This window comes from Ideonella paludis (assembly GCF_018069865.1).
Classification (GTDB): domain Bacteria; phylum Pseudomonadota; class Gammaproteobacteria; order Burkholderiales; family Burkholderiaceae_C; genus Ideonella; species Ideonella paludis.
In genome coordinates this window covers 467868-489815 of the sequence record NZ_JAGQDG010000001.1, presented here as the reverse complement: position 1 = coordinate 489815, position 21948 = coordinate 467868, and the positions used below count along the sequence as shown (strand labels likewise).

Below are 21948 nucleotides of genomic sequence, written 5' to 3'. Positions count from 1 at the left end.
CCATGCGTTGTCTGACCCTCTTCATCCTTTGTTGCTGCTGCTGGGGCGCGCCACGCAGCCTGCTGGCCCAAACCGCCACAGCGCCTGCAGTGCAGCGCTTTGGCCTGGTCTTGCTGCAGCCCGATGCGCAGATGCAAGAGCGCGTGCAGAACATGGATGCGATGGCCAGCTACCTCAAAGCGGTGGAGGCGGCGGTGGCCCGCGTCACCGCGCAGGCCGGGTGGGCCCCGAATGCCGGCTTCGTGGTGCTGGTGGTGCGGCCCGGGCCTGAGGCTCGGGTGTGGTGGGATGGGCAGCAGCCCTTGCCCGCAGCGCAGCAGCAAGCCTTGGTGGCGGCCGTGGCCGCGCTGCAGCCCTTTGTGGTGCGCCGAGGGCCGGTGGTGGTGGCGCTCAAGCTGGGTTGGGGCGGTGCGCCTGAGCCCCAGCGCCGCGCCCCAGCGCCGCCTGAGTGGAAGGCTGTGGCCCAGGCGGCGGGCCGCGCCCTGCCTTTAGAGGACTTGGTCGCCGCCGCTTGGCCCTCTGCGCCCTTTCAATCCGCCTCAGCCGCCTCAGCCGCCGCAGCCGGATCAGCACCATGAGCCCGTCCTTCGTGATCCACCTGGCCGACAGCGAAGTGGCGCGCATCGAGCCTCAGGGCGCCGCCTTGCAGCTGGTGTTTTCGGCCGCCACCGCGCAGGCGCAGGAGCCCGGCCAGGCGCCGCTGGCCGGCAGCTTGCTGGGCTTGACCTTGGTGGTCGACCAAGCCCATGCCCAAGGCATGGCCGTGCTGGGCGACGGCTTGGGCCGCTTGCGCAGTGCCGTGCTGCACGCCGGCGGCCAGCGCCTCACCGGCTGGGCGCTGCCCTGGGCGGGCGTGGCGGAAGGCACCCTGGCGCTGGAGTTTGCGAACGGCAGCCAGGTCAGCATCACGGGCCGAGACTGGCGCCTGCTCACGCCGCAGCCCCTGCGCTTCATGCCCTCATACGCATGTTGATGAAGTGGCTCGCCTTCGGGCTCTTGATCTACCTGCTGCTGGCCGCAGCGGTGTGGGCGTTTCAGCGCGCCTTGCTCTACCACCCGCAGCCTCAAGGCGTGGTGGTCCCTACCGTGCGGGTTCAGGGCGCCACGGCCACGGTGCATGCGGCGGTGCGCCAGCCAGAACAGCACCAGGCGGTGGTGTATTTCGGCGGGAATGCGGAAGATGTCGCCCAGACCTTGCCGAGCTTGGCCCTTGCCTTCCCCGACCGCGCGATCTATGCCTTGCATTACCGGGGATTTGGCCCTAGCCAAGGGCAGCCGACGGAGTCCGACCTGGTGGCCGATGCGCTGGCACTGGCACAGCAGGTCTTGGGCTCCCACCGCTCACTTACCCTGGTGGGCCGCAGCCTGGGCTCGGGCGTGGCCGTGCAAGTGGCGGCGGCCTTGGCTGCTGAGCCCAGGCTGGAGAGATTGGTCTTGGTGACGCCCTACGACAGCATGGCGATGGTGGCGCAAGGCCACTACCCATGGCTGCCGGCGCGCTGGCTCATCAAAGACAAGTTTGATTCCGCCGCTCATGCGCCGCAGGTGCGGGTGCCGACCCTGTTGCTGGTGGCCGAGCAGGACGTGGTGGTGCCCAAAGCGCGGGCGCAGGGGCTGATGCAGGCCTTCAAGCCCGGGCTCGCCCGCTGGGAGGAATTGCCCGGCACCGACCACAACACCATCGGCGCGCACCCGCGCTATGCCTCTTTGCTGGGAGCCTCCCATGGACTTTGACAAAGTGCATGCCAAGTGCTTTGCGGCACTGCCCAAGATCGCCAAGGGCGACCTCCCGCCCAAGTTGGCCAAGCATGCCCAGGCCCATCTGGCCGAGTGCGATGAGTGCCGCGAAGAGCTGGCCCGACTGAGGGCCGGTGGAGAGGCCCTCGCCCGCGAGCGCAAGCCACCGCCCAGCACCTTGACGGCCTTGCCCTCGGGCCACATCCCTGTCACCGCCGGGGTGCCCAGCCCACCCACGCCCTTGGTGAACAGCGTCGAGCCTTCGGGCTGGCTGCGCTGGGGCCCGGTGCTGGCGGGCGTGCTGGTGTTAGAGACCGCGCTGCTGGGCTGGATCCTGTTCCAATCGGGGCAGCCTGCCTCAGCCTTGATCCGCTGTTTGGGCGGCGGCTGAGCGCAGGATTGCGTCAGCAAATCACACCCACTGAGGGCCTGCTCAGCGCACAATCTTGGGCTGTCTGCGCCCTACTGGGGTGGCGCAAAGAAAGGGTGAAGAACATGTCCATGACCAAGGCGATGCTGCTGTGCGGTTTGGCTCTGGCCCTGTGCGGCGTGCAGGCTGGAGAGCTCTATAAATGGACGGATGCCCAAGGCAAAGTGCATTTCAGTGACAAGCCGCCCAAGCCCAGCGTGGCCACGGCCAAGACGGTAGAGGTCAAAGTCCAGCCGGTGACGGAGGCTCAGCGTCAGGAGGCCCAGGCGCGGCTGGCCCGGCTCAAGGCCATTGCTGATCAGCCCCCCCTGCTGGGCGGCACCGGGCCAGACGCGATGATCCCGCCCGACGCGCGCCAGCCTCAAGGCCCCACGGGTGGCACGGCCTGTGAGCGTGCTTGGCGCGAGTACAACGAGAGCGTGGCCTGTTTTTCTGCCAACCGTGGCGCGGGCAACCGGATCAGCGCCGAGGGCTTTGAGAAGTGCAAAGCCGTGGCCGAGCCCGCGCCCTGCAAGTGAGCCAGCCCGACACTCGCGCCACAGGCTGACTGCTGGCGCCGGGCACAGACGCTTGGTCGCAAGGCGCTGGCTTGTGCCTGCCGAGGCCGGCACAGTGCGCTGCATCGCGACGGAGGTCGCTTGAGTTGAAGGACAGCGCCATGTGGTCACACATCCCCGTTTGGGTCTTTGCCATCTTGTTGGGCCTGATCGCCATCGGCCTGCGCCAGACGCGCACGCGCGTGGTCAAGCCCACCGTCCTGGTCAGCGTGGCCGCAGGCCTGTTGGTCTATTCCGCCTGGGGCGTGACCAGCGCCTTTGGTATGCAGTGGGCCCCTCTCCTGGCCTGGGCCGTGGGGCTGAGTGCCGCGCTGGTGGGGCTGATGCGCTGGGTCGCGCCTCAGGGCTTGGTGCGCCAAGGCCGCGCGGTGCAAGTGCCCGGTAGCTGGTTGCCCATGGCGCTGCTGCTGAGCATCTTCTTGGCCAAGTTTGCGCTGGGCATGGCCCATGGCCTGGGCGCCAGCTTTGCGCACGCCACGTGGTTTGTGCTGCTGGCCAGCGCCGTCTTCGGCCTGCTCAGCGGCAGCTTCGCCGCCCGGGCTTGGGCGGTGCGGCGCTTTGCGCGGGGCTGAGGCTCAGGCCGTCACCATCAGGCTCAAGCCCAGCTCGCGCATCATCAACTCGCGCATCACAAACTTCTGCGGCTTGCCCGTCACGGTAATGGGCAGCTCATCGACAAAGCGGATGTAGCGCGGTACTTTGTAATGGGCGATGTTCTCGCGGCAAAAGGCGCGGATCTCGTCCTCGGTGCAGGCCACGCCAGGTTTGGTGATGATCCAGGTGCACAGCTCTTCGCCGTAGCGCTCGTCGGGCACGCCAAAGACCTGCACCGCAGCCACTTTGGGGTGGCGGAACAAGAACTCTTCGACCTCGCGTGGATAGATGTTCTCACCGCCCCGGATCACCATGTCCTTGACCCGACCAACGATATTGCAATAGCCTTGCTCGTCCAGCGTGGCGAGGTCACCGGTGTGCATCCAGCCATCGCGCACCGTATCGGCCGTGCGTTCCGGGTCGTCCCAATAGCCCTGCATCACGGAGTAGCCCTTGGTGCACAGCTCGCCCTTTTGGCCCACGGGCACGATGCGGCCCTGGTCGTCAACAATCTTCACTTCCAGGTGGGGCAGCACCCGGCCCACGGTGGTCACGCGCTTGTCCAGCGGGTCGTCGGTGGCGCTCTGGAAGGACACCGGGCTGGTCTCGGTCATGCCATAGGCAATCGTCACCTCGGTCATGTGCATCTCAGCCTGCACGCGGCGCATCACCTCGATGGGGCAGGGCGCGCCCGCCATGATGCCGGTGCGCAGGCTGCGCAGATCAAACTGGCTGAAGTCGGGGTGGTCCAACTCGGCGATGAACATGGTGGGCACGCCATGCAAGGCGGTGCAGCGCTCGGCTTGCACGGCCGCCAGGGTGTCGCGCGGCTCAAAGCCCTCGCCAGGGAAGACCATGGCGGCGCCGCGCACGGTGCAGGCCAGCACCGCCAGCACCATGCCAAAGCAGTGGTACAGCGGCACGGGAATGCACAGGCGGTCCAGCTCGCTGAAGCGCATGCAGTCGGCCACGGCCATGGCGTTGTTGACGATGTTGTGGTGGGTCAGCGTGGCGCCTTTGGGGGCGCCTGTGGTGCCGCTGGTGAACTGGATGTTGATGGCCTGGTGGCAGTTCAAAGCCTCCAGCGGTGGCAAGGCTTGGCCGGCCGCCAGGGCGCGCTGGCCCTGGGCCATCACTTGCTCCCAATTGAGCATGCCGGCCGTGGCTTCATGGCCCATGCGGATGACCTGCCGCAACTGGGGCAGGCGCTGCGGTGCTTCCGGGTGCCCCACGCCCAGGTTTTGCAGCATGCCTAAGTAATTGCTGCTCTTGAAGGCCGCGGCGCTGACCAGCACGCTGACCCCGGCCTTGTTCAGCGCGTACTCCAGCTCGGCCAGGCGGTAAGCCGGGTTGATGTTGACCAAGATCGCGCCCAAGCGCGCGGTGGCGAACTGGGTCAGCAGCCACTCTGGTCGGTTGGGCGCCCAGATCCCGACCCGGTCGCCCTGCCGCACGCCCAGCGCTTGCAGGCCTGCAGCGCAGGCCTCGACCTCCTGCAGCAGCTCGACCCAGGTGCAGCGCCAACCGACTTGGCTGAAGATGGCGGCATCTCGGTGGGGATAGCGCTGGGCACTGCGGGCCAACACGTCAAAAATGGTGGCGGTGCTCAGCGGCTGCAGAGCCACACCCCGAACCCAGGATTGGCCAGCAGAGGGAAGACGGGGGTCAAGGTCGTTCATGACGAGGCTGGGGTCAACAAAAGTGGGTGGCCCGGCGCACAAAGGCGTGGGTGCTTCAAAACAAGATGGGGCCAGCGTGCGGGTGGACGGCCTTCACGGTGTCGGAGGGCAGCTCTTCAAACATCAGCTTGTAATGCCGGGTGAAATGGCTGGCGCTGGAGAAGCCCAAGTCGGAGGCAATGGCGGTGATGGGCTTGTCTTGGTGCAGCTTGAGCGCCCGGCGCGCCTCATTCAGGCGCAAAGCCCGCAGATAGGCTTGGGGCGTGGTTTGCAAGAACTCTTCAAAGCAGTACTGCAGGCTGCGTCGGCTGGCAAAGGCGGCGGCACAGATTTCGGGCACGCCGATCTCTTCTTGCAAGTGCTGGCGCATGAAGTCAATGGCGCGCTTGACCACTTTGAGGCGCGTGTCGGCGCGGCGAGGAATGGTCTGCGCCTGGTGAAACTCCTCGCTGTGCATGGCCAGGATCACGGTCTGGGTCAGGGTGGCGGTCAGCAACTCTTCAGTTTGCCCCCGGTGCTCCAGGCGGCTCAAGGCGCCCTCTTCCTCGGTCTGGCTCGTGACCGCCAGCAGCATCTGCCGAATGGCACTGGCCGTTTCCGGGGAGAGGCCCAGATTGCGTTCGCGCTGGGCCCGCTCCAGCCATTCCACTTTGGAGGGGGCCAGCCCCGCCAGCGTGTCCCGGTGCACGGACAGGCCGATCAGGTCCAGCTCACCCGCCGAGACCAGGTCGTACTCTTCATCCGGCCCAAAGACCATCAGCGACTCACGCTCCAGCGGCCGCCCGCCAAAGCTCGAGCCCGGCATCACGGCCAGTGGAATGGCCAGCACCAAGTGGTCTGGCGGAGGGGTGATTTGCTCTCGCAGGTGGCGGTTGGTGTGCTCACGCAGCAGCGTGCCCTCATCCATCACCAGTTGCCACGCGCGGCCCTCAAAGCGCCCAGCACTGAGTTGCTCATAGCGCTGCTGCCAGCCATCCAGGGCCTGGGCTTGGTCGTCCACATCGCGGGACTGGTGTTCAACGATCTTGGCCATGCTCTGTATCCATCATCGGGGCATCGTTCAGTGTGGAATGCGCCGTGCGTCTCCACCATGCAGATTTGCCCGGGCTCAAGGCGCCGTGGCCAAGGCCACACCGCGTCGGCGAGCCTCGCTCACCAAGCGCTGGCGCTCGGCCGCCACGTCCAGCAGTGGGCTGGCGCGGGCTTGTTGGATCTCGTCCGCCGTGTAGGCGCGGTGGCCGGGCGGCTGGGAGGGTGCGGCCAAGGTCGCCAGCACCCAGTTGGTGACGGCAGCGACCTGGGCATCGTCCAGGCCGGAGCCCATCACGCCCGGCACCTTGACGATGAACTCGCGCCCGCCGGGCAGTTGCAAGAAGTCCCCCACGCGCCGCATGTCGGGCACTCGGCCCAGCGCGGAGCCACTGGCATCCATGCCGTGGCAGCCGGCACAGTGCAGCACATAGATGCTTCGGGCGCCGCCTTGCAGCGGTGCGACGGCGGGTGCATCGGGGCGCAGCACGATCTGGCGGCCCGTCACCGTTGGGGTGTCGCCATGCACGCCGCCACCACCGGCCCCTGCCCATCCGCTCATCAGGGCGCAGGCCAACAGAGTCAAAGCGCGGCGCATGGGTGTCACCCTTACTTCAGCAATTGAGTGCGGCGCTCGCGCGACTGCGGCGGGCTGCCACCGGCGTCACGCGCGGCCTTGAGCTCTGCGGCCGTGTAGGCCTCGCCAGGGCGGCCTTGCAAGCTCATCACATGGGTGGCCACAGCAGCCAGTTGCGCGTCGTCCAACTGGCCCGCAAAGGCCGGCATGCTGCCGATGAAGCGCTGGCCGTTGACCATGATGGGGCCGGAGAGACCGTGCTGAAGCACCCCCGCCATATAGCTTCGATCGGCCCCCAGCCGCGCCCAATGCTCGCCTTTGAGCGACGGCGCCAGACCCACCGTGCCGCTGCCGTCCGCCTGATGGCAGGTGGCGCAGTGCTGCGCATAGAGCGCGCTGCCTTCGGGGGCGGCCTGGGCCAGACCGCTGGTCAACAGCAGCAGCGCAACCACCAGCTTCATGCGGCCCCCACGATGATGGAGGTGGTGCAATGAAACATGGAGCTGGTGTTGGCCATGCACCAGTTGATGTCGTTGTGCACGCCCAGGCGGTAGCCCGGTCGCTCACGTTCGTTGTTATTGCACAGGCACTCGCCGCACGAGCCCTTGCCGCAGCAGTCGTTGTAAGAGACCAGGTAGTGGCGGCCGTCCTGAGGGTTCAGGCAGGTGCCCACCCAGCTGACTTTGGAGGCCTCAGTGCCCGGCGGGCATTGGGTCAGCGAGCCACCGCAGCAGGTGCACAGAAAGCCATCAAAGGCACAGTAGCGCCAGTACTCGCACTGGGTCGGGTCTTGGCTTTTGTCCGGGGCTTTGGCCTTGGCGCCGCCGCTGGAGCCCGCCGCCATGGCACTGCCAAACTGGCCGCTGCGGTCAAAGGGCAGCATGGGCAGAACGGCCCCACCCACCAGGGCTGTGCCCAGACGGGTGACAAAGCTGCGACGGCCATGCACATGCGCTGTTTGGCGCACCCGGCGCTCGGTGACGCGGTCGATCAAAGAGAGTAACCAGTTCATGAGCGGCTCCTCAGTGGGCGTGCTGGGCAGGGTCGCCCAGGTACTGCTGGATGGTGGGGGTGCCCATGTCCTGGGCATTGAGCAGGCTGTCAAGCTGCTCGCGGGAGTTCACCAAGCCCTTGGCCGTGACGGTGCCTTGGCGGTCCATCAGCACCGCATAAGGAAGGCGCGAGACCCGGTAGCTCATGCCCAGCTCGGTGGACAGCACATAGGGCAGATGCGTCAGCCCCTGCTCGCGGATGAACTGCAGGTGGTCGGCATCGCCGTCGCTGGCCAACACCACCCGCAGGCCTTTGTCTTCATCACGGGCCAAGGCTTTGAGGATGGGGATCAGCTTTTTGCACACCGGGCAGGTCGGCGCCAAGAAGAACAGCAGCGTGGGCTGGGCCTGTGGGCCGCCGATGGGCACATGCTCCGACTGCAAGCCCGTCAAGGCCAGCACGGGTGAGGGCGCACCCACGGCCGGCCCGGCATCGGTGACCAAGGCGCCCATGGGCGCCACGCGTTCAAACAGCACGCCGACCTGGCGCGACAGCGCCCACAGCATCAGCCCCAGGGCCAGCACGGCGGCCCACAGCAGGATCACGGAGATTGTCAAAGCGTCCATCAGTGTTTCTCCACAAAGCGGGTCGGGCGCTGCTGGCGCAGCACTTGGTGAAAAGCGGCCCACAGCAGGCTGCCCAGCAGCACGGCTGCCGCGGTGACTGCGTGGTCGGCCAAGGTCATGGTGCGATCAGCCGGCGTGAGGCTGGCAGCCACCGCCAGCGCCATCAAGCCGAGGTTGCGGCCCACCAGGGCCCAGCTCAGGGGCAAGGGCTCGCCGCCGCAGCCGCAATCGAGCCGACGCCCCGCGCGCAAATGCGTGGCCATCGCCGCGGCATAGGTGGCCAGCAGCCCTGCGGCGCCTAATGATCCAAGTGAGCGCCACGGCGAGAGCAATAAGGCCGCCACCGCCAATTCGGCCAAGGGCAGGCCATGCTGCAGCAGGCCCAGGGCGCGATCTGGCACTCGATAGGCGCCCAGGTGCTGTAGGAACATGGGACTGTCCAGCAGCTTGCTGAGCCCCGCATGGGCGAACAAGGCAGCCAGCCACGCGGCGGGGATCCACACCAGCAGGGGGTCGACCGCGTCCAGAGTGGGGGTGGCCATCAGTCGTTACTCTCAAGGTGCAGGGCGGCTTCACCGGCCTTGGCCACGCTGGTCAAGGGCTTGAGGCTGCCGCCCGCGCCCACGCGCCAGACGTTCAGCGCGCCGGTCATGCCGTCCAGCGCCTGCAGGCGCTCGCCATTGCGTGAAAAGGTCAGCGAGGCCGTGCCTTTGCCAGGGTGCGTGGCCAAACGCTTGCCGCTGGCCAGGTCGACCACCCACAGCTGCTCTGCCGGCCGCTTGTGCGAGCCCTCGGCGCCCTTGCTGTGCATGGCCGCCACCAAGCGGCTGCCGCTGGGGTCGACGGCAAAGTTTTGGTAGCCGCCAGGACGCCAGCCGTTCTTTTTGTCCTTGGCACTGACCAAGGAGATCTGGCCCGTCCGCTGAGCCACGGGGCCGCCCAGGTTCAGCTCTGTGACTTGGCCCTGGAAGGACACGAACCAGTAGCGGTCACCCACCCGCTCGGCATGGTGGAACCAGGCGTCTTGGTCGGCGTCAAACAGCTTGTCGCTGAGTTGACGATCGGCCACTTGTCCTTGCTCATTGAGCGTGATCGTGGCGACCTTGCCATCCCCGCACAGCATGGAGAAGCGCGCGCCTTGTGCGGCCGGCATGCTGCCCCAGCAACCAGGGGTTTGCACCTCGCTGGCGACTTGGCGGGTTTGTAGATTGACCACTGTCACCGAGGTGGCCGGTGTGGCGTTCATCACCAGCACAAATTGGCCGTTACCCGTGACGCTGACCAGGCCTCGGTAGTTCAGGGCTTGGGCCCGCTTGGTGGGCAGCAGGACTTCGTACTTGAAGCCCAAGGTCTGGGTGTCGTGCACCTCCAGCACATCGCTGCGCTCACCCCGTGAGCCGCGCGCCAGATAGCTGGTGGCCACATACAGCTCATTGGCCGCAGGGCTGACGGCAAAGTTGCCCGCGTAGCCGGTGGAGATCAGGCCCAGAAAGCGGCCCTTCTCGGCGTCAAAGACGCGGATGCGGCCGTCGGAGATATGGCTGATGGCCACGTCGGCCACATAGACGCGGGCCGCAGAGGTGCCAGCCAGGGTGCCGACGCCCAAGGTCTCGGCCGGCAGCTCAGGGGGCGGGGTTTTGGCTGGCGCCGCCAGGGTTAGGCCGCAGGCCAGACAAAGGCCCAGCAGCAGGGGTGGACGCACCGTCGCAGAATGCATAGAGCTCTCCTCGCGATGCCAAGATGAGCCAAACGCAGAGCGTGCGCGGCCTCATCAGCATCATGGGAGTCGATTCTGGGAAAGTGCGCCGACGCCGACTATCACGATTCGGCAAACCGGCCCTGGGGTCTCCCCGTACTCGGAGCGTGGGCGGCAGAAGGAACATCTGCTGCAACGACCGAGAAACCCCCGGTGAGCGTCACTTCAGCAAGGAGCCCAGCAGGCTGCCCAAGTCAGGCTGAGCGCCTGCCGGAGGCAGCTGACCATTGGGGGTCATTTGGTCGATGACTTGCGGCAGCAGTTGCGAGAGCTGGCCCATCAGGTCGCCTTGGCTGAGCCCAGTTTGCTCGGCCACACCGGCCAGGGCGCTGTGGCCGCCCAGCACCGATTGCAACTGTTCAGCGGAGATCGGCAGATTCTGACCTGTAGACACCCAGGACGAGACCACGTCGCCCAAGCCGCCTTGCTGGAACTGTTGCACCAGGCCGGCCAAGCCGCCGCCTTGCCCGCCTTGGCTCAGCAAGGTGGTGACGACATTGATCAATGCAGCTTGACCGCCACCTTGACCACCTTGGCCCAACATCCCGACAACAGAATCCAGCAATCCCATGGCAGCTCTCCCTCAAAAGTAACGTGTGACAGCGAAGGCTCGCAGCATGCCTGAGCAGGGCTTGGCGCGGGGGATGATGAGGGTCTGATCGTGCATTGCTGAGAGCGGGCGTCGCAATCACGTCACAGGTGAGGAGCGTGGGCGACAGAAATTCAGGCCCGCGTTGAGACTGCACCCACAAGCCGCCTCAACCCAGAGGGCCGAGGTCACAGATTCACTGTGCAGAGTACGGAGATACCGGCCAGGGTAGCCAGCGGGGCAGTGTCGGCACGCAGCACGCGCGGGCCCAGGCTCAGCGGCACAAAGCCGCGGCTGCGAGCCAGCGCCTCTTCTTTGGGGTCCAGCCCGCCCTCCGGGCCGCTGAGCAAGGTGATGTGCTGAGGCAGGCGCCCAGCCCAGGCGGAGAGGGGGCGTGCGTCGGGCGCAAAGCTCAGCAGCCAGCGCTCGCCGTCAGCGGCCTCGGGGCTGAGGCTGCCCAGCCAGTCGGCAAGGTTTTGCACCGGAGTGATCTGGGGCACGGTGGTCCTGCCGCTTTGCTCGGCGGCGGCCTGGGCCACCCCTTGCCAATGGCTGCGGCGGCGTTCCGCCCGCTCGCCTTGCAGGCGCAAGACCGAGCGGGCGCTGTGCAGCGGCTGCACGGCGACGGCGCCCAATTCGGTGGCCTTTTCGATCAATGCATCCATGCGCTCATTGGCGGGCATGCCCAGGGCCAAGCTCACGGCCACCGGCAGCTCGCGGCTGCAGGCCTGGTGGGCCTCGATGCGGACATCGACGTCTTGCCGGCCCATGCGGGTCACGCTGGCGGTCCATTCACCGCCCTGGCCATTGAAGAGTGTCACTGCATTGCCGGGCTGCAGGCGCAGCACCTGAATATGGCGCGAGGCGTCAGCGGGCAGGGTGAGTTCAGCGCCGTCCTGCAGCGGCGCATCCAGGTACAAACGAGGCGGCATGGGCGAGAGTGTGCCTCAGGCCAGCAGACGGTAGAGCTCTTGCACAGCCCCCATGCCTCGGCTGGCCTTGACCTCCGAGGCAAACTGCAGCGCCAGTTTGCGCAGGCCCTCCACGCCGTCGGCCTTCTCCAGCTCCAGCACAAGGCGGTAGCCCTTCATCACGCCCAGTTGCGCCTTGGCTTGGGCCGTCAAGGCGGTGTAGAGCTGGTCGTAAGTGGCGGCATCGATGCGTTTGCTCAGGGCCTGCCAAGCCATTTGTTCAGGGCTGACAACCGGGGCGGACGGCGTCGCGTCAGGGGCCAGCAGGCCCAATTCCAGCAGATAGGCCAAGTCTTCACTGCTCACCCCCTGCAGCGCTTGCAGCCATTCCTGGGCTGTCTTGCTGGCATTGATGACCAACAGCAAATTGCGCGCGGCCCGAGACAGGCCCAGGGTTCGCCCGCCAATCTCGGCTTGGCCTGCGGCGGTGCGCACATAGCGCGCGGACAATCCAACTTCAATCATCAAGCGCCCTCAATACAGCCAGCGCAGCAGCATCGCCATTGGGGGGCTGAGCCCCCTGGGTGGCGCGGCTCTCACCGCGCCAGTGTGCCCGCGGGGGGCACGTTGCCGGATTACCGAGCGCTGGGCTTGTCGCGCAGCTCCCGGCGCAGCACCTTGCCGACCGGCGTCTTGGGCAAGTCCGCACGGAACTCCACCACCTTGGGCCGCTTGTAGCCGGTCAGGTTGGCTTCGCACCAGGCGCGCACGTCTTGCTCGGTCAGCGCCGGGTCTTTCTTGACGATGACCACCTTCACGGCCTCGCCGGCTTTGTCGTCGGGCACGCCCACGGCGGCGCACTCCAGCACACCGGGCAATTGGGTGAGCACGTCTTCGACTTCATTGGGGTACACATTGAAGCCGGAGACCAGGATCATGTCTTTCTTGCGGTCGACGATCTTGAAGAAGCCGCGCTCGTCCATCACGCCAATGTCGCCGGTGCGGAAGAAGCCGTCGGCCGTCATGACCTTGGCGGTTTCGTCCGGGCGCTGCCAATAGCCGGCCATCACCTGCGGGCCTTTGATGGCGATCTCGCCGGCTTGGCCCATGGGCACTGCGTTGCCGTCATCGTCCAGCAGCTTCATCTCGGTGTTGGAGACGGGGATGCCGATGGTGCCGCTGTAGGCGTCGGTGTCCACCCGGTTGCACGAGGCCACGGGCGAGGTCTCTGAGAGGCCATAGCCTTCGCAGATGGGGCAGCCGGTCTTCTCCAGCCACAGACGCGCGGTGGCTTGCTGCACGGCCATGCCACCGCCCACGGAGATCTTCAGGTGGCTCCAGTCCACTTTGTCAAAGTCGGGGTGGTTGGCCATGGCGTTGAACAAGGTGTTCACCGCCGGCAGGCTGTGGAAGCGCTCGCGGCTCAGCTCTTTGAACAAGGCCGGCAGGTCGCGCGGGTTGGCGATCAGGATGTTGCAGCCGCCCATGCGCAGGCCCAGCATCATGTTCGTGTTAAAGCCGAAGATGTGATAGATCGGCAGGGCGCAGATGGTGGTGATCTGCTCGCCCTTGGGGATTTTTTTCAGCGCTGGCTGATACCAGGCTTCAGACTGCAGGACATTGGCCACCAGGTTGCGGTGCAGCAGCACTGCGCCCTTGCTGACGCCGGTGGTGCCACCGGTGTACTGCAGCACGGCGATGTCGTCGGCGCCGACCACCGGCGCGGTGAAGGGCTTGCGGCGGCCGAGCGAGATGGCGTCGTTGAAGCGCACCGGTGCGGCCAGCGTGTAGGCCGGCACCATCTTTTTGACCTTGCGCACCACGTGGTTGATGATCGCGCCCTTGAGGAAGCCCATCAGGTCGCCCATGGCGGCCAGCACCACATGCTTGGTGGGCACGGCGTCGGCCACTTGCTGCAGCGTGGTGGCAAAGTTCTCCAGGATCACGATGGCCTTGGCACCCGAGTCCTTGAGCTGATGCTCCAGCTCGCGGGGGGTGTAGAGCGGGTTGACGTTCACCACCACCAAGCCGGCCCGCAGGATGCCTGCCACCGCCACTGGGTACTGCGGCACATTGGGCAGCATCACCGCCACCCGATCACCCTTGACCAAGCCCAGGCTTTGCAGATAGGCCGCAAAGGCGCGCGACAGGTCGTCGATCAGCTCAAAGTTGAAGGCCTTGCCCATGAACCGGTAAGCCGGCAGGCCCTGATGCTTGCGGAAGCTCTCTTCCAACAAGGCCACCAAAGAGGGGTAGACATCTGTCTGCACCTCTGCCGGCACGCCATCGGGATATTGCTTCAGCCAAATCTTTTCCATGGATCCTCTCCGAGAACGGAAGCGCGATTCTCCCTGCTGCGGCGGGCCGTCAGCATCAGGGGATTCGATAGCGGGTTTTGGGGGAATGCCCCTAAGGGTCAAGCCGGGGTGCGCAAGGCTTTCAGCACGATATCGCGGGCCATCTCGGCCGCCACATCGGCCAAAAAGCGCTCAAAGTCCACGTGGGCGTGGTCATCCGCCCGGTCGGATACGGTGCGCAGTACGGCGAAGGGACGGTCGAAGTCGGCACAGACCTGGGCCACTGCCGCCCCCTCCATCTCCACCGCCAGTGCGTCGGGCAACACGGCGCGCAAGGCTTGGCTCTCTGCCGTGGTGGAGACAAAGCGGTCGCCACTGATGATCAAGCCCTGATGGCACTGTGGCGCGTGCAAGCCAAAGGCGGCCAAGCCTTGCGCCAGCTCAGGCTCGGGCTGGGCCAGCACAGCGGCTGCGGCCTGCCGCAGGCGTTCGCTCCAGTGCGGGTCCGGGGCGAAGCGGTCTTTGCCCGCGCCTGGCACCACCCAGCGCGGGAACAGCGGGGAGACATCCAGGTCATGCTGCAGCAGGGCGTCGGCCACCACCACATCACCCACCTTCACGCCGGCCCCCAGGCCGCCCGCCACGCCGGTGAACAGCAAGGCGCTGGCCTGAAAGTGCTGGCACAGCACAGCCGCTGTGGCCGCTGCCGCCACCTTGCCAATGCCGGTGAGCGCCAGCACCACGTCTTGCCCGGCGAGCTGGCCTTGGTGAAAGCGGCGCCCGGCCACGGTGGTGATCTGGTCGGTCGGCATCAAGGCCTTGAGGGCGGCCAACTCCGGCGGCATGGCCGAGACAATGGCCAACATCAGCGTCGCTCCGTCACATAAGTGGGCAGCTCCCACGCGCCACCCGCAAACCCGCGGCACAGCCCGGTGCTGCTTTCGCTCAGCAGCTCAAAGCGCTCACCCGTCCAGCCCCATTCGGCGCTGGACCAGCAGTCCCCCACGCCCCGGCCTTTGGCCGCGCTGCTGATCAGGCCATGACCTATCTCCAAGTTCACCAGCTCATTCAGGGTTTCGCCCTTCTGGCTGGTCGGAAAGCTGACCGGCTTGGGCCGATAGGGCGGTGTCGTGGACACCAACCAGGCCATGGACCCGCCTTGGTAGGCGCCGCGCGAGCATTCGCGCACCAAGAGCCAGGTGCGGCTGTCCAGGCGCTCGGCGGCTCGGCTGGGGCTTTCGCTGTCGGGCAGGCTCTCCCAGCAGCCCCGCTCACGCACGGCGGCCCACATCAGTGGGAGCGTGCTCGCGTCCGCGGCTTGGGCGCTCAGTGCGGCCAGCACACGCGGCCGCGGCGCGGGCAAGGCGGGCGGCACTTCGGCTTCGGCGCGGCTGCCCTTACGCACCGTGGCGCCCGGCGTGTCCAGCCGGCCCTGGGCTTCGTCCATTTTCAGCATCACGGCCTTGAGGCCGCTCAGGGGCAGGCGCCAGCGGCTGCCCGCTTTCTCGAAGCCCAGGTGTGGCGCATTGAGCATGGCGGCCACCAGCTTGGCCGAGTCTTCCGCACCCAGCGTGGGCTGGCTGGCCTTGAGGCTCAGCGCACCGGCCTTGAGCTGCACGGGCGGGCGGATTTCCTCGGCGGCGGACTCCCCCACCTCCACCTTCCAACTCAGGCTCAGCGGCGTGCCAGGGCCTGCGGTGCGCTCAATCAGCACCGTGGATCGAAGCGTGGCGGACTCGGTGGTGTAACCGGCGGCGCGGCAGGTGCGGGTGTTGTCACACACCAGTTGCCAGTCGCCGTGGGCCCAAGCGAGCTGGGCCTGGGCGCCGGTGGCGCTGGCCAGCAAGGCCAGGGCCGCCACAGGGCGCATCGTGAACAGTGAAGAGGTCATGCGCCGATGATGCCATCGGCGCGCCCCTCTTCTGCCGCGTTTACTCGACGGCCTTGACCATGTCCTCGACCACCTTCTTGGCGTCGCCAAACACCATCATGGTCTTGTCCATGTAGAACAGCTCGTTGTCCAGGCCGGCGTAGCCCGCTGCCATGGAGCGCTTGTTGACGATGATGGTCTTGGCCTTGTAGGCCTCCAAGATGGGCATGCCGTAGATGGGGCTGCCCTTGGTCAGCGCAGCCGGGTTGACCACGTCATTGGCGCCCAAGATGATGGCCACATCCGCCTGCCCGAACTCGCCGTTGATGTCTTCCATCTCGAAGACTTGGTCATAAGGCACTTCGGCTTCGGCCAGCAGCACATTCATGTGGCCGGGCATGCGGCCCGCCACCGGGTGGATGGCGTACTTGACGGTGATGCCCTTGTGCGTGAGCTTCTCGGCCAGCTCCTTGACCGCATGCTGGGCACGGGCCACGGCCAGGCCGTAGCCGGGGACGATGACCACGGTTTCGGCATTGCCCAGGATGAAGGCGGCATCGTCGGCGCTGCCGCTTTTAACGCTGCGCTGCTGCTGAGCGCCACCCGTGGCCGCCGTGGCATCACCGCCAAAGCCGCCCAAGATGACGTTGAAGAAGCTGCGATTCATGGCCTTGCACATGATGTAGCTCAGGATGGCGCCCGAGCTGCCCACCAGCGAGCCGGCAATGATCAGCATGCTGTTGTTCAGCGAGAAGCCAATGCCCGCCGCCGCCCAGCCCGAATAGCTGTTGAGCATGGACACCACCACCGGCATGTCGGCACCGCCAATCGGGATGATGATGAGCACGCCCATCACAAAACCGAGGGCGCAGATCAGCGCGAAGTCCATCGGGCTTTGCGAGTGCCAAAAGCCGAAGATGAAGAACAGCGAGGCCAGGCCCAGTGCAGCATTGAGCTTGTGCTGGCCGGCAAAGACCACCGGCGCGCCCTGGAACAGGCGGAACTTGTACTTGCCGCTGAGCTTGCCAAAGGCGATCACCGAGCCCGAGAAGGTCACCGCGCCAATGAAGGCACCCAGCGCCAGTTCAATGCGGTTGCCACCGGGGATCTCCCCGCCCTTGGGCGAGATCTGGAAGGCCCAAGGCTCAGCCACGGCTGCCACGGCGATGAAGACCGCCGCCAAGCCAATCATGCTGTGCATGAAGGCCACGAGTTCGGGCATCTTGGTCATCTCCACGCGCTGGGCCATCACGGCGCCAGCGCCACCGCCCACGACCAAGCCCAGCAGCACCCAGACCAGGCCGCTGGCGCTGCCCGAGAGCTTGATGATCAAGGCGGTGGTGGTGAGCACGGCAATGGTCATGCCGACCATGCCAAACACATTGCCGCGGATGGAGGTGGTGGGATGGGACAGGCCTTTCAAGGCCTGGATGAAGCAGACGCTCGCGATGAGGTACAGCAGGACAACAAGGTTCATGGACATCATGCGGCTCCTGTCCCGTTGGCTTTGTCAGCGGCGGGCTTTTTGTCTTTCTTCTTGAACATCTCCAGCATGCGGCGGGTCACCAGAAACCCCCCGAACACATTGACAGCGGCCAGGGCCACCGCCAGCACGCCAAAGGTGCGCGCAAAGGTGGTTTCGGTCAGCGCGGCGGCCAGCATGGCGCCGATGATGACGATGGCGGAGATGGCGTTGGTCACGGCCATCAGCGGGGTGTGCAGGGCGGGGGTCACGGTCCAGACCACGTGGTAGCCCACGTAGATGGCCAGCACAAAAATGATCAGGTTGATCAGGGTGGGGGATACAGCATCCATATCGGTCTCCTCGGTCTTGGGCGCGGTCTGCGGTGAATCAGGTGCGCTTGACTTGGCCGGCTTGCGTCATCAGGCAAGCGGTCACGATGTCGTCGTCGGTGGGCATCTCAAAGCGGGCGTCCTTGGTCAATACCAGCTTGAGGAAGTCCAGCACATTGCGGGCGTAAAGGGCCGAGGCGTCAGCGGCCACCAAGGCGGGCAAGTTGGTCTCGCCCACGATGTGCACGCCATGCTTGGTCACGGTCTTGCCGGCTTCGGTCAGCGGGCAGTTGCCGTCGTGGCCATTCGGGCCTTTGCCCGCAGCAATGTCGATGATGACCGAGCCCGGCTTCATGGCTTTGACCATGTCCTCGGTGACCAGCACCGGCGCGGCGCGGCCGGGGATCAGTGCGGTACTGATGACCACATCGGCGGCGGCCACGCGCTTGGCGACTTCCACCTTTTGGCGGTCCAGCCAGCTCTGCGGCATGGGGCGGGCATAGCCGCCCACGCCTTCGGCGGCTTCTTTTTCTTCGGCGGTCTCGTAGGGCACGTCGATGAACTTGGCGCCCAAAGACTCGACCTGCTCCTTGACGGAGGGGCGAACGTCCGAGGCCTCAATCACCGCACCCAGGCGCTTGGCCGTGGCGATGGCCTGCAAGCCGGCCACGCCCACGCCCAGGATGACCACGCGCGCGGCTTTGACCGTGCCCGCTGCCGTCATCAGCATGGGGAAGAATTTTTGATAGCGGTCGGCCGCCATGATGACGGCCTTGTAACCGGCAATATTGGCCTGGCTGGACAGCACGTCCATGCTTTGCGCGCGGGTGGTGCGGGGGGCGGCTTCCAGGGCAAAGCTGGTCAAGCCGGCGTTCGCCATCTGGCTCAAACCGTCTTTATCAAAGGGATTGAGCATGCCCACCAGCACCGCGCCCGGCTTCATCAGCGCCAGCTCGTCGGCGGACGGCCGCTGGACCTTGAGCACCAGCTCGGCGCCGAGTGCGGCGTTGCGATCAACGATGGTGGCGCCGACGGCTTCAAAAGCCGCATCGGTGATGCTGGCCGCGACACCCGCACCGGATTGCACCTGAACCGTGTGGCCCTGAGCCACATACTTCTTCGCGGTCTCTGGGGTGACGGCAACGCGCGTCTCGCCCGCCGCTGTCTCCAGCGGAACACCTATCAGCATGAACTGTCTCCTCTTGGTACATCGGGCCGGGTGGCCTGTATCAGCTTGCGCCGATGCTCGACAAAGCTTAACTGCAAAGCCTGGTAAAGCAGGCAACGTGCCCGGTCGCGTTGCGCGGGGGCTGCATTCAGCGTGTTTCAACAGGCGTAACATCCCGCGCTATGGGAGAAGAACGCTGGAAACCAAGCGTCACCGTGGCGGCCGTTGTTCACCGCGCGGGGCACTATTTATTGGTCGAGGAGATGACCTCCGACGGCCTGAAGCTGAACAACCCGGCGGGCCACCTTGACCCCGGCGAGTCGCTGCTGGCCGGGGCCTGCCGCGAAACCCTGGAAGAAACCGCCTGCCCCTTCGTGCCAGAGGCGCTGGTGGGGGTGTATTTGGCACGCTTGCACCGGGCGCAATCCAACGAAGACATCACCTATTTGCGCTTCGCGTTTTGCGGTGATGTGGGCGACCGCATTGCGGGGCAAGCACTGGACCACCCCGTGGTGCGCACGCTGTGGATGAGCTTGGCCGAAGTGCGCGCCAGCGTGGACCGCCACCGCAGCCCTTTGGTGCTGCTGAGCATTGAAGACCACCACGCCGGAAAGCGCTTCCCCTTGGCGCTTTTGAGTACTCACCCTAGCGTGGAGCTGCTGCAAAAGTAGGCAATGCCGGTTTTGCTTTTTGCAATCCGGAATGCGCCTCCATGCGGCGTCATGCAGAGGGGGGGTGACGCAGGCGCTGCAGCAACGCGTCCAAGGTCTCGAGGCGCACCGGTTTGGCAATGTGCTCGTCCATGCCGGCGGCCAGGGCCATTTGCCGGTCTTCATCAGAGGCGCAGGCCGTCAGCGCGCAGATGAAGACCCGGTGGGGCTGGGCCAAGGCCGCTTCGCGGCGGCGCAGGCCTTCGGCCACGCTCAGGCCGCTGAGGCCGGGCATGTTCAGGTCCATCAGCACCAGGTCGTAATCCAGCGGCACGGGCAGCGCCAGGGCAGATTCACCATCCTCCACCACCGACACCTCGCAGCCCAGATGCTCCAACTGGGCGCGGGCGACCACCTGATTGACCGGGTTGTCTTCCACCACCAAAACGCGCAAGCCGCCGCGCGGCGCGTCATTCGCTGCAGGCAGCATGCTGCTGGCTTGAGCTTGTGGCGCGGCTTCTGCGGCCACCTGCCCCAGCCGCACCGTGAAGCTGAACTCGCTGCCCTCGCCCAGGCGAGAGTCCAGGCACATGGTGCCCTCCATGAGGTGGACCAAGTTGGCGCTGATGGCCAGTCCCAGCCCGGTGCCGCCATGGCGCCGGGTGATGGAGCCGTCGGCCTGCTGGAAAGGTTGGAAGATGCGGTCGCGGTCAGCATCGGGAATGCCTGGGCCGGTGTCACGCACGCTGCCGTGCAGCAGATAGGGCGCGTCGGCGCCCTCGCCCAGCACGCTGCCGGACAAAGTCACCACGACGTGGCCGCGGTCGGTGAACTTGACTGCATTGCCGATCAAATTAAGCAAGATCTGGCGCAGCCGCCCGGCATCGCCCAGCAGCCAAGGCGGCAGGTCGGGCGCCAGATGGCAGCGCAATTGCAGGCCTTTGCGGTCGGCATCGCCTTGCAGCAGCACCATCACATCGCGCATCAACTCCCGCACGGAGAAGGGTTCACGCTCCAAGCGCACGCGGCGTGCGTCGGCCTGCGCCCAATCCAGCAGGTCGCTGATGATGGCTTGCAGCGCCCGGGTGGAGCGGTCCATCACTTCCAGGCGAGCGCGGTCGGCGTCACTCAAGGAGGACCCCATCAGCATGAGCTGGGTCATGCCGGCCAAGCCATTGACCGGCGTGCGCAGCTCGTGGCTGACATTGGCCAGAAAGCGTGATTTGGCGGCATTGGCCTGCTCGGCCACATCACGCGCGGCGTTCAGCTCCGCCGAGCTGAGCTCCAGGCTGCGCTGCACCAGGGCCAAGTCGCGTTCCATGTCCAGGTAGGCGGTATCGACTCGTTCCAGCAACGCGGGCAGCCGGGCGGCGAGATGGCGCAATTCGTCCAGGCTGGCCTCGGGGCCGAACTGTGCGGCCAAGGCCTCACGGCTGGGCGCACCCAAAGTGGCGCGCAGTTGCCGCGCCAACAGCTTGGAAGTTTTGTGGGGGTCAGACATCAGGCCACGGGGCGTTCACACAGGCCCAGAATCGTCATGGTCTGGTTGTTCAGGCTGCAAATGCTGGACGCATCATGCCCCAAGGGGGCGATCTCGCCATAGGAATAAAAGCCCGCCAAGGCCGCTTGATGGCCCAGGCTACCGTGCACGGCTTCAAGCTCCTCCTCGACCCGCTCGCCCATCACCAGCTTGCGGCCCACGCAGCTCACCAGCAAGGCCAACTCGGCCGGCGCGGGCAAGGCCTGGTGCACATGCTCGGCGGCGGTTTGGGCGCCGTCGACCAGGGCGTCGGTGCTGGCATACATCAGGCGCAGCATGCTGTGGTGGGGCAGGTCACCGGCCAGGGTCAGCGAGCCGCTCTCTGCGTCGATGCCCAAAATGGTGCGCACCAGGCCGGTGGGCTGCAATTGCTCATCCAGCACTTCAAAGGGAAACAGCAAGCCCGAGGCGGGCAGGTCTTGGGCGTGGTCGCCCAAATAGCGGCGATAGAGCTCCAAGGCCGGCTCGCCATCCAGCTCATACAGGCGCGAGCCGTCGACGCGCGTGGCTCGGCGCGCCATGCCAAAGGGCTTCCAGCCGCCGTAAGCGGCCTGGCCGAAGCACAGCGATTCGCCGTAGAGGCCGATGCCCACCACATGCTCTGCGCTGGGGCCTTCTTCACTCAAGACCCAGGTCCGGGCAAAAGCGCCGTCGTCGCCCGCCAAGCCACCGGCCACCACCACCTGAGCGGGCAAGCCTGACTGCAGGCCTTCGATCAGACAGCTGCCATTGATGTTGACGCCCTGTGCGAGCACGATGACGCCGCGAGGGGCGGTATCCGCCTGCGCGGTGAGGGTGCGCGCCAGGGCCTTGCCGGCGTCGCGGGAGCCCTCCAGCCCGTTCAGAGGCACGCGTGCGACCTGGACTTGGGCCTGTTCAAAGCGCACTGCCGTCAAGACACCGCCGTGGGCATGGACCGTCTCTCCTTGGATCTGACCTGCCGTAGAACACCCGGCCAGGGATGCGGTGGGCCAGGTCTCGCGCAGGGTTGAGAGCCAAGCGGCGTCATGCAGCAGGGCGGCGTCGCCAAAGAGCAGCACCAGGTCGGGGGACTCGGCCATCAGGCCCCGCAGGGCGGCGGCGGTGGGCCGCTCTTGCGGCGAAACGTTGAGTTGGGCGACTTGCATCAATACTCCTCTGCACCTTGCCCT

Annotated in this window: 26 protein-coding genes; 7 read left to right on the top strand and 19 right to left on the bottom strand. The window is 66.2% G+C overall.

Translation table 11 applies throughout. The features are described 5' to 3' along the window. The first annotated feature begins 2 nt into the window (after positions 1-2). From KAK11_RS02180 to KAK11_RS02155, 6 genes are all read left to right on the top strand, one after another. Complete coding sequence (locus KAK11_RS02180) at positions 3-578, top strand: hypothetical protein (RefSeq protein ID WP_210805690.1); 576 nt, start codon at positions 3-5, stop codon at positions 576-578. Next, positions 575-973 carry a hypothetical protein gene (locus KAK11_RS02175; protein WP_210805688.1) on the top strand — a complete coding sequence of 133 codons (399 nt, stop codon included), beginning with the start codon at positions 575-577 and terminating at the stop codon, positions 971-973. Before KAK11_RS02180 ends, KAK11_RS02175 begins: the two co-directional genes overlap by 4 nt. Further along, positions 973-1734: an alpha/beta hydrolase gene (locus tag KAK11_RS02170; RefSeq protein WP_246498224.1), complete on the top strand. Its 762-nt coding sequence runs from the start codon at positions 973-975 to the stop codon at positions 1732-1734. Before KAK11_RS02175 ends, KAK11_RS02170 begins: the two co-directional genes overlap by 1 nt. Beyond that, the gene (locus KAK11_RS02165; protein ID WP_210805684.1) at positions 1724-2128 is read left to right on the top strand and encodes a hypothetical protein; all 405 of its coding nucleotides are present in this window, start codon (positions 1724-1726) and stop codon (positions 2126-2128) included. Before KAK11_RS02170 ends, KAK11_RS02165 begins: the two co-directional genes overlap by 11 nt. A 104-nt stretch (positions 2129-2232) precedes the next feature. Then, positions 2233-2685: a DUF4124 domain-containing protein gene (locus KAK11_RS02160; protein ID WP_210805682.1), complete on the top strand. Its 453-nt coding sequence runs from the start codon at positions 2233-2235 to the stop codon at positions 2683-2685. 140 nt (positions 2686-2825) lie between these two features. Further along, positions 2826-3296 carry a DUF6622 family protein gene (locus KAK11_RS02155; RefSeq protein ID WP_210805680.1) on the top strand — a complete coding sequence of 157 codons (471 nt, stop codon included), beginning with the start codon at positions 2826-2828 and terminating at the stop codon, positions 3294-3296. Between the two features lie 3 nt (positions 3297-3299). On the opposite strand, the gene KAK11_RS02150 is transcribed toward KAK11_RS02155, so the two are convergent. The 17 genes from KAK11_RS02150 to KAK11_RS02070 all read right to left on the bottom strand — a co-directional run bounded on the left by KAK11_RS02150 (position 3300) and on the right by KAK11_RS02070 (position 18628). Then, positions 3300-4997, bottom strand: a complete 1698-nt coding sequence (locus KAK11_RS02150) for an AMP-binding protein (RefSeq protein WP_210805678.1) — start codon at positions 4995-4997, stop codon at positions 3300-3302. A gap of 55 nt (positions 4998-5052) precedes the next feature. After that, positions 5053-6030 (bottom strand): AraC family transcriptional regulator, encoded by a 978-nt coding sequence (locus KAK11_RS02145; protein ID WP_210805676.1) that lies wholly within the window; start codon positions 6028-6030, stop codon positions 5053-5055. Positions 6031-6105: 75 nt separating this feature from the next. Continuing rightward, positions 6106-6624, bottom strand: a complete 519-nt coding sequence (locus KAK11_RS02140) for a c-type cytochrome (RefSeq protein WP_210805674.1) — start codon at positions 6622-6624, stop codon at positions 6106-6108. An 11-nt stretch (positions 6625-6635) separates the two neighbouring features. Continuing rightward, positions 6636-7064, bottom strand: a complete 429-nt coding sequence (locus tag KAK11_RS02135) for a c-type cytochrome (RefSeq protein WP_210805672.1) — start codon at positions 7062-7064, stop codon at positions 6636-6638. Beyond that, a complete protein-coding gene (locus KAK11_RS02130) occupies positions 7061-7615 on the bottom strand; it encodes a methylamine dehydrogenase light chain (RefSeq protein WP_210805670.1) in 555 nt (184 codons plus the stop codon). Before KAK11_RS02130 ends, KAK11_RS02135 begins: the two co-directional genes overlap by 4 nt. Positions 7616-7625: 10 nt before the next feature. Further along, positions 7626-8222: a methylamine dehydrogenase accessory protein MauD gene (gene mauD / locus KAK11_RS02125; protein WP_210805668.1), complete on the bottom strand. Its 597-nt coding sequence runs from the start codon at positions 8220-8222 to the stop codon at positions 7626-7628. Further along, entirely contained in the window at positions 8222-8764 is a 543-nt protein-coding gene (locus KAK11_RS02120) for a MauE/DoxX family redox-associated membrane protein (protein ID WP_210805666.1), read from the bottom strand. The genes mauD and KAK11_RS02120 overlap by 1 nt, the downstream gene beginning before the upstream one ends. Beyond that, positions 8764-9939 (bottom strand): amine dehydrogenase large subunit, encoded by a 1176-nt coding sequence (locus KAK11_RS02115; RefSeq protein WP_210805664.1) that lies wholly within the window; start codon positions 9937-9939, stop codon positions 8764-8766. Before KAK11_RS02115 ends, KAK11_RS02120 begins: the two co-directional genes overlap by 1 nt. A 199-nt stretch (positions 9940-10138) precedes the next feature. After that, positions 10139-10549, bottom strand: a complete 411-nt coding sequence (locus KAK11_RS02110; RefSeq protein WP_210805662.1) for a YidB family protein — start codon at positions 10547-10549, stop codon at positions 10139-10141. 206 nt (positions 10550-10755) lie between these two features. Further along, positions 10756-11499 (bottom strand): 16S rRNA (uracil(1498)-N(3))-methyltransferase, encoded by a 744-nt coding sequence (locus KAK11_RS02105; protein WP_210805660.1) that lies wholly within the window; start codon positions 11497-11499, stop codon positions 10756-10758. Positions 11500-11514: 15 nt separating this feature from the next. Continuing rightward, positions 11515-12003, bottom strand: coding sequence for a hypothetical protein (locus tag KAK11_RS02100; protein WP_210805658.1), 489 nt, complete (start codon positions 12001-12003; stop codon positions 11515-11517). 110 nt (positions 12004-12113) lie between these two features. After that, complete coding sequence (locus KAK11_RS02095; protein ID WP_210805656.1) at positions 12114-13796, bottom strand: long-chain-fatty-acid--CoA ligase; 1683 nt, start codon at positions 13794-13796, stop codon at positions 12114-12116. Positions 13797-13894: 98 nt separating this feature from the next. Further along, positions 13895-14641, bottom strand: coding sequence for a 5'-methylthioadenosine/adenosylhomocysteine nucleosidase (locus KAK11_RS02090; protein WP_210805654.1), 747 nt, complete (start codon positions 14639-14641; stop codon positions 13895-13897). Beyond that, entirely contained in the window at positions 14641-15666 is a 1026-nt protein-coding gene (locus tag KAK11_RS02085) for a DUF1176 domain-containing protein (RefSeq protein WP_210805652.1), read from the bottom strand. The genes KAK11_RS02090 and KAK11_RS02085 overlap by 1 nt, the downstream gene beginning before the upstream one ends. 40 nt (positions 15667-15706) lie before the next feature. After that, positions 15707-17128, bottom strand: coding sequence for an NAD(P)(+) transhydrogenase (Re/Si-specific) subunit beta (locus KAK11_RS02080; RefSeq protein WP_210805650.1), 1422 nt, complete (start codon positions 17126-17128; stop codon positions 15707-15709). Continuing rightward, complete coding sequence (locus KAK11_RS02075) at positions 17128-17460, bottom strand: NAD(P) transhydrogenase subunit alpha part 2 (RefSeq protein ID WP_210805648.1); 333 nt, start codon at positions 17458-17460, stop codon at positions 17128-17130. Before KAK11_RS02075 ends, KAK11_RS02080 begins: the two co-directional genes overlap by 1 nt. Positions 17461-17497: 37 nt before the next feature. Then, positions 17498-18628: an NAD(P) transhydrogenase subunit alpha gene (locus tag KAK11_RS02070; protein ID WP_210805646.1), complete on the bottom strand. Its 1131-nt coding sequence runs from the start codon at positions 18626-18628 to the stop codon at positions 17498-17500. Between the two features lie 161 nt (positions 18629-18789). Here KAK11_RS02070 and KAK11_RS02065 point away from each other — a divergent pair, with 161 nt between their 5' ends. Then, on the top strand, positions 18790-19278 hold the full coding sequence (locus tag KAK11_RS02065; RefSeq protein WP_210805644.1) for an NUDIX hydrolase: 489 nt from the start codon (positions 18790-18792) through the stop codon (positions 19276-19278). A gap of 49 nt (positions 19279-19327) precedes the next feature. Here KAK11_RS02065 and KAK11_RS02060 read toward each other — a convergent pair whose 3' ends face one another. Together KAK11_RS02060 and KAK11_RS02055 are read right to left on the bottom strand one after the other, a co-directional pair. Beyond that, a complete protein-coding gene (locus tag KAK11_RS02060; protein ID WP_210805642.1) occupies positions 19328-20758 on the bottom strand; it encodes an ATP-binding protein in 1431 nt (476 codons plus the stop codon). Beyond that, on the bottom strand, positions 20758-21924 hold the full coding sequence (locus KAK11_RS02055) for an FIST signal transduction protein (RefSeq protein ID WP_210805640.1): 1167 nt from the start codon (positions 21922-21924) through the stop codon (positions 20758-20760). Before KAK11_RS02055 ends, KAK11_RS02060 begins: the two co-directional genes overlap by 1 nt. Between the last annotated feature and the right edge of the window lie 24 nt (positions 21925-21948).